The organism is Serratia sp. PL17 (assembly GCF_017832355.1).
Lineage (GTDB): Bacteria > Pseudomonadota > Gammaproteobacteria > Enterobacterales > Enterobacteriaceae > Serratia.
Genome location: NZ_JAFIBY010000001.1, coordinates 608,901 through 621,848, shown reverse-complemented (window position 1 = coordinate 621,848; position 12,948 = coordinate 608,901). Strand labels below are relative to the sequence as shown.

Sequence of the window (12,948 nt, the reverse complement as noted above, 5' to 3'; positions counted from 1 at the left end):
TGTCATCGTCGGCCATTCCTTTTATAAATCAGCCACTCTCTTCTGATTTTCCTACAGGATAACTATGACCGAACTCATCGCTGTCGTCACCATCACTTTACTCGCCGTCATCAGCCCGGGGCCCGATTTCGCTATGGTGTCACGCAATAGCCTGCTGCTTTCCCGCCGTGCCGGCGTGCTGACTGCCTGCGGCATTGGCGCTGGTGTGCTTATCCACGTCAGCTATACCCTGATTGGGGTGGGTGTATTGATCCAACAATCATTGTGGCTGTTCACGCTGTTGAAAGCGGTGGGTGCCGCCTACCTGATCTACCTTGGCGTCAGTATGCTGCGCCACGCCGGCACCAATACGGTAGACTCTTCGGCCACGCCGACCGCCGTTAGCGACTTCGCCGCGCTGAAAACCGGCTTTTTAACTAACGTGCTAAACCCCAAAACCACCATTTTTATCGTCAGCCTGTTTATGCAAGTGGTTAACCCACAGACGCCATTGAGTGTGCAAATAGGTTACGGATTATTCATTGCACTTGCTCATATCCTCTGGTTCGGTGCCGTCGCCCTGCTGTTTTCCGCGCCCGGTATCAATGCGCGCCTCCTGCGGCTGCGTAAAGGCATCGACAGGGTGTTTGGTGGTTTGCTGATCACCTTTGGTGCACTGCTGGCAGTGGCAGGGATAAAATAACGCCGTAAGGATAAGTTCCGCATTCACTCCTATGCTTAGGGGGCATATCTTTCAATCCCCCCGAACGGAGCAAGGAACATGGCGAAAATTTTGGTTCTGTATTACTCAATGTACGGACATATTGAAACCCTGGCAGAGGCGGTTGCAGAAGGCGCCCGCAGAGTCAGTGGTGCTGAAGTCACACTCAAACGCGTTCCGGAAACCATCCCGGCAGACGCCTTTGCCAAAGCGGGCGGTAAGCAAAATCAAAAAGCCCCTATCGCTACGCCACAGGAACTGGCCGATTACGATGGTATTATCTTCGGCACGCCGACGCGCTTTGGCAACATGGCTGGGCAGATGCGCACCTTCCTCGATCAGACGGGCGGGCTGTGGGCTTCTGGCGCGCTATATGGCAAGGTAGGTAGCGTCTTTTCCTCTACAGGAACAGGCGGCGGCCAGGAGCACACGATCACCTCCACCTGGACCACGTTGGCGCACCACGGTTTTATTATTGTACCCATCGGCTACGCCACCCCAGAACTGTTTGACGTTTCCCATACGCGCGGCGGCACGCCTTACGGTGCAACAACCATTGCCGGTGCCGACGGATCACGCCAACCTAGCCAAGAAGAGCTGACTATCGCCCGCTACCAGGGTGAACACGTGACGAAAATCACCACCAAGCTGAAAAGTTAAGCGATAACCTGCCGTTACCTGCCTGACGGGGCCGTTGATTCGTTCGGCCCCATCTTGTTGCCAACCCGCAGCAAGGTTAAAATGCCGCTCAGCCTGCCATTCACTACCTGAACGTCACGGTCGAAATTCGTTCTGCCCGTCAAGCATCGGCATTTGCCCTGATGACGGGCGTTCTGTTTTTGCGCATAGCGAAGGGAAATAAGTCAGTGTCTAAAGATTTTGATGAACTAATAAGAGACATGGATCTTATTATTGAAAATGTAGACAGTTTTAAGGCTATGGCCCCGCGCGCACCCGAACCCCCTGCGGCGCCGCCTGCGATCCATCACTACGATTCGTTCTGCGAGAATGTGGCACTGAAAGTGGTACTTAAAGTCCTGCTCTCGTCGGTGGATAAAATCGTCAAGGTGCAGATTGCCAATAAAGTCGAGCAAGAGATCGCTCAAATAGAACAACAAGTGGTACGTGCCGGCGGCGGCCCGGTGTCACCCGAGGATCTGGCGCAAATGACGCAATACGTGCGTCGCACTGTAAATAACCTGTTGGAATAATCACCAGCACGGTTAAAAAACGTGCCAACCTTCTCAGGCGATATGAATTTTTACGTTTTTTTTATATCGTCTGCCTTATTCTTTGTATTCTTAAAGAATAAATTGACGCATTGCCGACAGGCAACTCGGGCGCAAGTATGGTCAAGAACAAGCAGATTCTGGTCGTTATTCACCTTTGCAGTTTTTTAGTTTTTCTTTACAGCCTGTCGATGATCCCACCTCTACTGGTGGCACTTTTATATAAAGAAAAAAGCGTCTTTTCCTTCTTCTATACGTTGGTCATTGCCGGCTCACTTGGCGGCCTGGGCTGGTTCAGTACCCGACAGTCCAGGGTACAATTGCGCACTCAAGACGGTTTTCTGATCATTGTGATGTTTTGGCTTCTGTTCTCTGTCGTCAGTGCCCTGCCATTGTGGATGGATAACACGTTAAACATCAGCCTGACAGATGCCATGTTTGAAGGCGTCTCCGGTATTACCACCACGGGTGCCTCGGTACTTAATGACGTCTCTGGCTTACCTAAATCCGTCCTCTACTACCGCTCTCAACTCAATTTTATCGGTGGTCTCGGCGTCATTGTCTTGGCCGTCGCAGTGTTGCCGTTGTTGGGCATTGGGGGTGCCAAGCTTTATCAATCGGAAATGCCTGGGCCTTTTAAAGAAGAACGTCTGACCCCGCGCCTGGCCGACACCTCTAAAAATCTGTGGCTTATCTATCTCGGCTTGGGGCTGGCCTGTACGGTCGCATTTCGTCTTGCCGGTATGCCGTGGTTCGATGCCCTTTGCCATGGGATTTCCACCGTTTCACTCGGGGGATTCTCCACCCGTAATGAAAGCCTGGGCTATTACGACAGTTCGGCTGTCGAAATGGTCGGCGGTATTTTTTCTATTTTGGCGGCAGTAAATTTCACGCTGTATTTCGTCGCCGTGGGCCGCCGCAGCCTGAAACCACTGTATAAAAACCCGGAACTGCGTTTTTTCCTGTTGGTACTGTCGATCATCGTGGCGATTGTCTGTTTCGAGCTTTACCGTTCGGGGATGTACGGTGCCAAGGACGCCTTCGTTCACGGTTTTTTCCTCACCAGTTCGATGATGACCGATAATGGTTTAGCCACCGCCGACTATGCCAAAATGCCCTCCCACACGATCATGCTCCTTCTGGCAGCGAGCTTTTTCGGTGGCTGCGTCGGCTCAACCTGCGGTGGCATCAAAGCGCTGCGTTTTCTGATTATGTACAAACAGAGCCGGCATGAGATTAACCAACTGGTGCACCCTAACGCCGTTTTCACGATCAAGGTCGGCAACGCCCCCATTCAGGATCGCGTGTTGCGTTCTGTCTGGAGCTTCTTTTTCCTCTACGTGTTTTTCAGCTGTTTCTTCGTCTGGTTGCTGAACCTGATGGGTTATGACCTGGTCACCTCTTTTGCGACCGTCGCCGCCTGTATCAATAATATGGGCCTGGGATTCGGGGAAACAGCCGCCGGTTTTGGCACGCTCAGCAACGCTGCAAAATGGTTGATGTGCGCGGCGATGCTGCTTGGGCGTCTTGAGATCTACCCTATGCTGATCCTCTGCTCACGCGCCTTTTGGCGTTTTTAATACTTTTACGGCGCTGTCAGCCCAGTCTCTTTATTAATTACCCACTGTGCTGTACCAACGATGACACATTCGTAATGTGAATGTGTTTCATTGTTGTATTCGTTTCATTGAGATAAGTTAATTTTACTGTATATACATACAGCATAATTTTACTTATTGAGGATATGAATATGCGCTTTAACAAGATGTTCGCTATCGCCGCACTGCTATTTACTGCCCAGGCCTCCGCAGACACGCTGGAGTCTATCGACAACTGTGCGGTCGGTTGCCCAACGGGCGGCAGCAGTAACCTGTCAATCGTTCGTCATGCTTATACGTTGAATAACAATAGCACCACCAAATTCGCCAACTGGGTGGCTTATCACATTACCAAGGACACGCCTGCCAGTGGCAAGACACGCAACTGGAAGGCCGATCCGGCGCTGAACCCAGCTGATACGCTGGTGCCGGCAGACTATACCGGCGCCAATGCAGCGCTGAAGGTGGATCGTGGGCATCAGGCACCGCTGGCGTCATTGGCGGGTGTGTCAGACTGGGAATCCTTGAACTACCTTTCCAACATCACGCCACAAATGGCCGATCTGAACCAAGGGTCTTGGGCGCGATTGGAAGATCAGGAACGAAAACTGATTGATCGAGCAGACATCAGCTCGGTGTATACCGTAACTGGCCCACTGTACGAGCGTGATATGGGCAAATTGCCGGGTACTCAAAAAGCACATACGATCCCGAGTGCTTATTGGAAGGTGATCTTCATCAACAACAGCCCGGAGGTGAACCACTATGCCGCGTTTCTGTTTGATCAAAACACCCCGAAGAATGCCGACTTCTGCCAGTACCGCGTGACAGTGAATGAAATCGAAAAGCGCACTGGGTTAATTATCTGGGCGGGTCTGCCGGATGATGTGCAGGCTTCACTCAAGGCCAAACCGGGTGTTCTGCCGGAACTGATGGGCTGCAAAAGTTAACCTATTCACCGGAAACCCGCTGCGGCGGGTTTTTTTATTTGTTTGGATTAAAAAATAATAACGGCAGAGAAAATATAAATAAGCTTTATTAGTTTTCTATTTTGCTCTGAGATCGCGCGGCCAATGTCGCTCAATGCGCTGATTGTTTACCCCTCAATAATCGTAGTTATATTGCCCTCTCCCAACCTAACGTGGCGTTGCCCCTGCTTTTTTTGTTCTTTACGTGCTGTTTTGTCATGACACCTGAGCAAGTTTATTGCCGAAAGGTTATCGCCAAGTTAATATTCGCCAAAACTATTAGACGCAAAACTATAAACAATGGAGTTATTCCATTGTTGATTATTTTTTATCACTCTTTACCCGCTTCCCTTTGCCTTATTCGGCACTAACACCTGCTGTGAGAAAAACACATGGAAAACTTGTTATCGGACGATGGTGGATTACCGGCCAAAAATGGAACCGGTTTCAGTCGACGAGAAGTCCTGTTGGGACTGGCCTCAACCCTGTTGGCAACGTCCCTGCTTAGCTATCCTTTCCTCAGTCAAGCGGAACAACATACCGCCGCGGCCAACCCGTTGCAGTTTGCTCGTTTCTTCAAAATTTCTCAGACATTAACTGAACATGAGGATATCGATCAGGGAATGTCGGCGCGTATTTTTACCGCGCTGCATAACCGGGATGCCCAGTTTAGCTCGCAGATTGAGCAGATCAGCGGCTTGCTGCACACAGGCCAAAGTGCAAAACAGTTGCAACAGCAAGCGACACAGGCAGGCCTGCAAGACGTGCTTACGGCAATCATCATCGCATGGTACACCGGTACCGTCGGCCACGGGCAAACGGCAGAACTGATCGCCTATAAAGACGCGTTGATGTATCGCCCCGCCAGCGATGCCCTGATCGTTCCTACCTATTGTGGCAATGGGCCGCTGTGGTGGACCGCTACCCCGCCTGCCGTCAATGTTCCCCTGTGATCTGAGAGCTTTTTAATGAAAAAACCTGTATTTACCGCCGATGGCGATGCATCGGCTGATATCGTGATCGTAGGCTCCGGTATTGTCGGCGGCATGATGGCCGATCAATTGGTCAGCCAAGGCTTTTCCGTGCTGGTACTGGAAGCTGGCCTGCGTATAGAACGTGCCCAGGCTGTTGAGAACTGGCGCAATATGCCTTTTGATAACCGCGCTGGCTCCGATTACCAGGGGTTATACCCGCAATCAGAGTTTGCCACCGCACCGCTTTATTTCCCGGAAAATAACTATGTAGCCCTGAGCGGCCCCAGTGCCGGCAGTTTCAAACAGGGTTATCTGCGTACCGTCGGCGGTACCACCTGGCATTGGGCCGCCTCTTGCTGGCGCCACGTGCCCAGTGATTTTCAAATGAAAACGTTATACGGCGTTGGCCGCGACTGGCCCATCTCTTATGACGAGCTGGAACCCTACTATTGCCGGGCTGAGGAAGAGATCGGCGTCGCCGGTCCCAACGATCCGCAACAACAGTCTCCGGCTGAGCGCAGTAAGCCTTATCCGATGGATATGGTGCCCTGGGCTCACGGCGATATCCGTTTTGCTGAAGTGGTTAACCCGCACGGTTACCGTTCAGTTCCTATTCCACAGGGGCGAAGCATCCACCCGTGGAAAGGCCGCCCTACGTGCTGTGGTAATAACAACTGCCAACCTATTTGCCCGATAGGTGCTATGTACAACGGCATCCATCACGTTGAGCGTGCTGAAATGAAAGGCGCCGTGGTACTGGCAGAAGCCGTGGTATACAAGATCGATACTGATGAACAGAACCAGGTTACCGCCGTCCATTGGCTGGACAACAAAAAACAATCCCACAAGGCCACGGCCAACGCTTTCGCACTCGCCTGCAACGGTATAGAAACACCGCGCCTGCTGCTGATGGCGGCAAACGAACGCAACCCGAACGGCATTGCCAACACGTCCGATCAGGTTGGCCGTAATATGATGGACCACTCTGGTTTCCACTGTACTTTCCTGGCGAAAGAACCGCTCTGGCTGGGGCGTGGTCCCGCCCAAAGCAGCTGCTTGGTTGGCCCACGTGACGGCGAGTTCCGCAAGGATTACTCAGCCAATAAAATGATCCTCAACAATATCAACCGGGTGGTTCCAGCCACACAGCAGGCTTTGGCGAAAGGGTTAGTCGGTAAAGAGTTAGATGCTGAGATCCGCCGACGTGCCGCCTATGGCGTCGATCTCTCCATTAGTCTGGAACCGTTACCAGATCCAAATAATCGCCTGACATTGAGTAAAACCCGTACAGATGCTCATGGTCTGCCTTGCCCAGACATCCATTACGACGTCGGTGATTATGTTCGCAAAGGCGCTGAGGCTGCACATAAACAGCTTGAGCATATAGGCCAGCTGTTTGACGCCGAAGAGTTCAACATCACCACCAGCTTGAATGCCAATAACCATATTATGGGTGGCACCATTATGGGCAATAACCCCAAAGACTCGGTAGTAGACGGCAACTGCCGGGCTCACGACCATGCCAACCTTTGGTTGCCGGGCGGTGGCGCCATTCCGTCGGCCAGCGTGGTGAACAGTACCCTGACCATGGCGGCATTAGGCATCAAGGCCGCAGATGATATTGCGCGTAAGCTGGCGGTGAAAGCATGAAAAAACAGCTGAAACTAACACTGTTATCTCTGCTGCTTATTGGCGGTGGCGTCGCACAAGCCGCGGATGACACCGCGTTGAGCGGCGCTGCGCTAATCAAAAAAGGTGAGCACCTTGCCATCGCCTCGGACTGTCAGGCGTGCCATACCCAACCGGGAGGAGGTACGCCTTATGCCGGCGGCTATGGTATCAGTTCCCCTATGGGAGTGATTTACGCGACCAACATCACCCCTTCAAACGCTGAAGGCATCGGCAGTTATAGCGAAGAGCAGTTTGCGCATGCGGTCAGGGACGGGATTCGTGCCGATGGCACCCATCTCTATCCCGCAATGCCCTACACCTCTTATACAAAACTGAGCGATGCAGACATCAAGGCGCTGTACGCTTACTTTATGCACGGCGTGAAACCTGTCGATCAGAAAAATACGCTGACCGATCTGCCATTCCCATTCAACCTGCGTTTTAGCATGGCGGCTTGGAATCTGTTGTTCCTGAAAGAGGGCCGATTCGCACCGGATGCCAGCAAGAGTGAACAATGGAACCGAGGGGCTTATCTGGTCAATGGGCCAGGGCATTGCGATACCTGCCATACGCCACGCAACGTGCTGATGGCGGAGGACAGTGGCCAGGCACTGGCAGGCGGCATGGTCGGCAGTTGGTATGCTCCGAATATTACGTCTGATCCCATCAGCGGCATTGGCGGCTGGAACGAGCAGCAATTGGTTCAGTATTTGAAAACGGGTCAGGTCGCCGGCAAGAACCAGGCGGCTGGCGGTATGGCCGAGGCTATCGAAAACAGCCTGCAATATTTCTCCGATGAGGATTTATCGGCCATTGCCGTTTACCTGAAAAGCACGACGCCAATCAGAGACGCCAACGACCATCAGGCTGCTGATAGCTACGGCAAGCCGTTTAATGTAGAAGCGCAACTGCGCGGGTTACATCCAGCCAATGCAAATAACACCCTGACCGACGGCGCGGCATTGTTCAGCGGCAACTGCGCCAGCTGCCATCAGGCGGACGGTAGCGGCAGTAAAAACCAGGCTTATCCTTCACTGTTCAACAATACTGCCACTGGCGCCAGCAACCCATCCAACCTGATCTCGGCCATACTGTTCGGCGTAGAACGTAAGGTCGGCGACCAGCACGTGCTGATGCCGAACTTTGGCCCGCAGTCATATGTTAATCCGCTAAACGATCGGCAGATCGCCGCTATCAGCAATTATGTCCTGCAACAGTATGGCAACCCGGCGCTTAAAGTCAGCGCTGTAGACGTTGCCGTATTGAGACAGGGCGGACCAATACCCTTGCTGGCTCGGTTACAGCCTTATATGGCTCCGGCTATCGGCATTGCGGTATTGGCGCTATTAATCATGGTGTGGTTGATCGGAAGGAAACGGCGTTAACCCAAAGACGTGCAAGCCGGGAAGTGATTCCTGGCTTGCAGGTGTGGCTGCAAGTCATGTAGAGATAGGCTCTGTCTGATGTGGACAGGACACGGCGAGGAATACTTAGTGGGTTTGATTTTCCACACGCGTAATTCCGTGTTTCTTCATCACTTCTTCCATTGTCAGATTGTCATCATCCGGTGTCTCGTCAATAACAACATCTTGCGGACGGACATAAGGCTTGGTTGCACGCTTGAACATCCACCACCAAACAAACACCAGAAATGCACCCGACTTCAGAAAGATCATCGTCCACAATGCTATTTGATACCCACTCATCTTGATCTCCATGACAGCGCGAAACACAGTCGCGTAACCCTATTCTAACCTTTGCATTGCCCTGATCAATAGTTAACGGCACATCCTCCTGGGTTCTGACCACTGTTATAGGCGTTTCTATCACGATCTGCTCTACCACGCGCTAACAACACCGTTGTGTTACCAATATGCCCCCTATTTGCCAACCTGATGCTGTATTTATGTGCATACGGGTATTACTGATACAGCTAACGCATTTTTTCCTTCGAAAAGAGGGAATTACCTGCCCCGATTACTTTATTTTTATATAGCTAAAACGTCTAATAAAGGCGTTCAAAATAGCCGTTTAAACCAAAAAATGTCAATTTCGTCGTTTTTTCGATATACTTACCGCGTTAAATTTCACGGGCACGTTGTTTGCTCATTTTTTATGGCGTTGTTTTAAAGGATTAACCCCATTTCCCTAACGGACTAGCTAGAAGGTATTCTATGAGCCAAAACGACACTGAAATTGTGGCACGTCGTAGCCATATCAATCCTCCAGTATTTTTTATCTCTGCAGCATTAATCATCGTCCTGGTGGCATTTGCCGCCCTCTATCCTGAATTAGCCGATCGTAAATTCAAAACGCTGCAACAGGGTATATTCACGAACGCCAGTTGGTTTTACATTCTGGCGGTTGCACTGATCCTGTTAAGCGTGACTTATCTGGGTTTATCGCGTTACGGCAATATCAAGCTTGGACCGGATCACGCCCAGCCAGACTTTAGCTATGTTTCATGGTTCGCCATGCTATTTTCTGCCGGGATGGGTATTGGCCTGATGTTCTTTGGCGTCGCCGAGCCGGTGATGCACTACCTTTCGCCCCCAACCGGGACGCCGGAAACAGTGGAAGCGGCTAAACAGGCAATGCGCCTAACCTTCTTCCACTGGGGCCTGCATGCCTGGGCGATTTATGCCATCGTGGCGTTGATTTTGGCGTTCTTTAGCTATCGGCATGGTTTGCCGCTGACGCTACGTTCGGCACTGTATCCGATCATTGGCGACCGCATTTATGGGCCGATTGGCCATGCGGTTGATATTTTTGCGGTGATCGGTACCGTGTTTGGCGTCGCAACCTCATTGGGTTATGGCGTATTACAGGTTAATGCCGGCCTCAACCACCTGTTTGGTTTGCCGATCAACGCCACGGTACAGGTAATTCTGATCGTGGTGATTACCGGGCTGGCAACGCTGTCGGTAGTGTCTGGTCTGGACAAAGGGATCCGCATTCTGTCCGAACTGAACCTCGGTCTGGCCGTATTGTTATTGGTATTGGTCGCGGCGCTTGGGCCAACCGTACTGCTTTTAAAATCCTTTGTTGAAAATACCGGTGGCTACCTTTCCGATATCGTCAGTAAAACCTTTAACCTCTATGCTTACGAGCCAAAATCCAGCAACTGGTTGGGCGGTTGGACACTGCTGTATTGGGGCTGGTGGTTATCATGGTCGCCATTCGTGGGTATGTTCATAGCCCGCGTTTCTCGTGGACGTACTATTCGTGAGTTTGTCACCGGTGTGCTGTTCGTTCCGGCGGGCTTTACGCTGCTTTGGATGACCGTTTTCGGCAACAGCGCCATCAATCTGATCATGAACGAAGGCGCGCGCGATCTGGCCAACACGGTACAAAACGACGTAGCTCTGGCGCTGTTCAACTTCCTGGAGCACTTCCCGTTCTCTAATATTCTGTCGTTTATCGCGATGGCAATGGTCGTGGTGTTCTTTGTCACTTCTGCGGATTCTGGAGCGATGGTCGTTGATACGTTAGCTTCCGGCGGCACAGATAAAACGCCGGTCTGGCAGCGGATCTTCTGGGCCTCAATGATGGGGGTCGTCGCGATTGCATTACTGATTGCCGGCGGGCTGAGCGCGTTGCAAACCGTAACCATTGCCAGTGCCCTGCCGTTCTCGATGATCTTGCTGGTGTCGATCTACGGGTTATTAAAAGCCTTGCGTATCGATGCGTACAAACGCGATAGCCAAGTGATGACCACGATTGCACCGACTGCGGCACGTAACCCAATCTCGTGGCAGCGACGCTTACGTAATATTGCCTACTTCCCGAAACGTTCTCAGGTAAAACGTTTTGTCAGTGAAGTGGTTCAGCCAGCCATGATGTTGGTGGAGGCCGAATTAGCTAAACAAAACACCACGTCCTCGATTGACGATTCGCAGGACGACCGCATCCGTTTTGAAGTTGATTTGGGTGAAGATCTGAACTTTGTCTATGAAGTTCGCCTGCGTGCTTACATTCAACCGGCCTTTGCCTTGGCTGGGTTGAACGATGAGGAACGCGACGAAGAACATAAATACTATCGTGGTGAGGTGCATCTGAAAGAAGGTGGGCAGGATTACGATGTGATGGGTTGGACACAAGAACAGATCATTCACGATATTCTTGACCAGTACGAGAAGCACCTGCACTTCCTGCACTTGGTACGCTAATCCCCTCAGCGACGACACGGCCGCCCCATCCAGGGCGGCTTTTTTATGCCCGCGGTACAACGCACTTTTCTGGACACAAAAAAACGCGCTTTTTCCACCGTTTCTTTGGTCCTGTCCGGACACGGTTATTCGGGTAAAGAGTAGCAACGCTCATAGTTCTTAACATTTGTTTATTTTGATGCTTTCAGTTTTATTTCAGCATAACGGACAGTCAGTTGCTTCAGATGCATCTCCAATTGAGCCATAGCCGCGGCAGGTAAAGGTTCTTGAGCCGGTTTTTCTGACAATGCTCGCAGTTGCTCTTCAGCCGGTATCGATTGATTAAAGGACTGCATGGTGGAAAATACCACTGATTTCAGCTCACTGACGGTCATGTATTTACCTTTCTGTTCATCAAGCCCGTTCAGCCTGTCACTCAGCTTTTGTAGCGTTGCCATTCCCTGATACCAGCCATTCAGGTTTTCTGTCGGTATGCTGGCAGCGTTCAACTGCCGCTGCCACTGTCGTACCAGAGGCTTAGCCTGTTCCGGCCACAACGACTGAGCCTGTTCCAGAAGCTGCCGGCTGTAGGCAATACTCCAGCCAGGGGGAAGCTTGTCCAGCCGGGCAAGCTGCTGCTCTGTTTGTGCGATTACAGTGTGTGGTAACGGAGATTGCTGACGCAACATATCCAATTGTTCAGGCGTGAGTATTGCGGGTAACGGCGCCAGGGATGCAGCAAACTGAGCCTGTAACGGGTCAGGTCGGTGTAAGACATGCCAACCCCACACCGTTACCGCACTTATCACCAGCATGGTGATCATTCCAGCAGTAAAGGATTTCCACTTTTTTTCCGGTGCTGGTGTCGCCCTCAAAACTTCTACGTTCGGCTGTTGTTCCGGCTGCGCAACGTATATCCATTTCTCTGCGCTGTCCGCTGCACTATTCTCCTCCGCCGGACTACCGGAAAGAGCCCCGGTGGATGCCCCTGCATCATTCATCACCGTAGCAGGCAACGTGATACCTGATTGAATAGTCGGAGCGGTGCGGGTTGCGTCATCGCTGTTTTCCAGTCTGACGGCATTGTTGTGCATAACGGTACGTAGGGTATCGAGCTGACTGAGATGTTTAAGCTCCAGGCGCTGTAATACTGCCCCCAAGCGAGCAAGGTGCTGTTCCGCCCGATAAAGCTGGCTAAGATCGCTATAATTCAGGGGGAGCATACGCATCAGTTGCTGCAACCGCTGGCTCAGACTGCTTAGGATTTCCATGCGGGCATGTACCGGCTGCGGCCAGAGCACGCCCCATTTATGGCTTATCAGGGTCTCCAGGATGGATAATCCTTCATTCAGACCGAACACCCCGGCCAGCTGCGCGCGGGCCAGCGTGTACCAGGCTGCCGTTTGCAGCTCCACACCATTTTGCTCAAACAGCGAAAGGCAAAGTTCTTCAGCATAACGCCAGTTCACATCCGGGCGCGCAGGATGCGTCAGCTTACTCAGTTCATCGCGCAGGGTGACATAATCCGATAGTGTGCGCGGGTCGCTACCGGTTTTGATTTTGCAGGAAGGAAAGTCTTTCATGACCAGATATCCATTTAACTCGTTTACCACGCCGGAGGGTTATTGTTTATGCCGGTTTGCAATTTCATTCAGAATGT

General features: G+C 51.8%; 11 protein-coding genes. 9 read left to right on the top strand and 2 right to left on the bottom strand.

Going from position 1 to position 12,948, the window contains the following annotated elements; all coding sequences use genetic code 11:
* The first annotated feature begins 64 nt into the window (after nt 1–64).
* From JOE25_RS02925 to JOE25_RS02890, 8 genes are all read left to right on the top strand, one after another.
* Nucleotides 65–682 carry a LysE family transporter gene (locus JOE25_RS02925; RefSeq protein WP_209632650.1) on the top strand — a complete coding sequence of 206 codons (618 nt, stop codon included), beginning with the start codon at nt 65–67 and terminating at the stop codon, nt 680–682.
* A 78-nt stretch (nt 683–760) separates the two neighbouring features.
* Complete coding sequence (wrbA, locus tag JOE25_RS02920; protein WP_209632649.1) at nt 761–1,360, top strand: NAD(P)H:quinone oxidoreductase; 600 nt, start codon at nt 761–763, stop codon at nt 1,358–1,360.
* 239 nt (nt 1,361–1,599) lie between these two features.
* Nucleotides 1,600–1,911 (top strand): hypothetical protein, encoded by a 312-nt coding sequence (locus tag JOE25_RS02915; protein ID WP_037419344.1) that lies wholly within the window; start codon nt 1,600–1,602, stop codon nt 1,909–1,911.
* Nucleotides 1,912–2,048: 137 nt separating this feature from the next.
* Entirely contained in the window at nt 2,049–3,509 is a 1,461-nt protein-coding gene (locus JOE25_RS02910; protein WP_209632648.1) for a TrkH family potassium uptake protein, read from the top strand.
* Nucleotides 3,510–3,679: 170 nt separating this feature from the next.
* On the top strand, nt 3,680–4,477 hold the full coding sequence (locus JOE25_RS02905; protein ID WP_209632647.1) for a DNA/RNA non-specific endonuclease: 798 nt from the start codon (nt 3,680–3,682) through the stop codon (nt 4,475–4,477).
* A gap of 410 nt (nt 4,478–4,887) precedes the next feature.
* Entirely contained in the window at nt 4,888–5,448 is a 561-nt protein-coding gene (locus JOE25_RS02900; protein ID WP_209632646.1) for a sorbitol dehydrogenase family protein, read from the top strand.
* Nucleotides 5,449–5,463: 15 nt separating this feature from the next.
* Nucleotides 5,464–7,119 carry a GMC family oxidoreductase gene (locus JOE25_RS02895; protein ID WP_209632645.1) on the top strand — a complete coding sequence of 552 codons (1,656 nt, stop codon included), beginning with the start codon at nt 5,464–5,466 and terminating at the stop codon, nt 7,117–7,119.
* A complete protein-coding gene (locus tag JOE25_RS02890) occupies nt 7,116–8,525 on the top strand; it encodes a cytochrome c (RefSeq protein ID WP_209632644.1) in 1,410 nt (469 codons plus the stop codon). Before JOE25_RS02895 ends, JOE25_RS02890 begins: the two co-directional genes overlap by 4 nt.
* A 105-nt stretch (nt 8,526–8,630) precedes the next feature.
* Here JOE25_RS02890 and JOE25_RS02885 read toward each other — a convergent pair whose 3' ends face one another.
* Nucleotides 8,631–8,846 (bottom strand): hypothetical protein, encoded by a 216-nt coding sequence (locus tag JOE25_RS02885; RefSeq protein ID WP_037419327.1) that lies wholly within the window; start codon nt 8,844–8,846, stop codon nt 8,631–8,633.
* Between the two features lie 468 nt (nt 8,847–9,314).
* Here JOE25_RS02885 and betT point away from each other — a divergent pair, with 468 nt between their 5' ends.
* Nucleotides 9,315–11,309 (top strand): choline BCCT transporter BetT, encoded by a 1,995-nt coding sequence (gene betT, locus JOE25_RS02880; protein WP_209632643.1) that lies wholly within the window; start codon nt 9,315–9,317, stop codon nt 11,307–11,309.
* Between the two features lie 170 nt (nt 11,310–11,479).
* Here betT and JOE25_RS02875 read toward each other — a convergent pair whose 3' ends face one another.
* Complete coding sequence (locus JOE25_RS02875) at nt 11,480–12,871, bottom strand: VasL domain-containing protein (RefSeq protein ID WP_209632642.1); 1,392 nt, start codon at nt 12,869–12,871, stop codon at nt 11,480–11,482.
* Between the last annotated feature and the right edge of the window lie 77 nt (nt 12,872–12,948).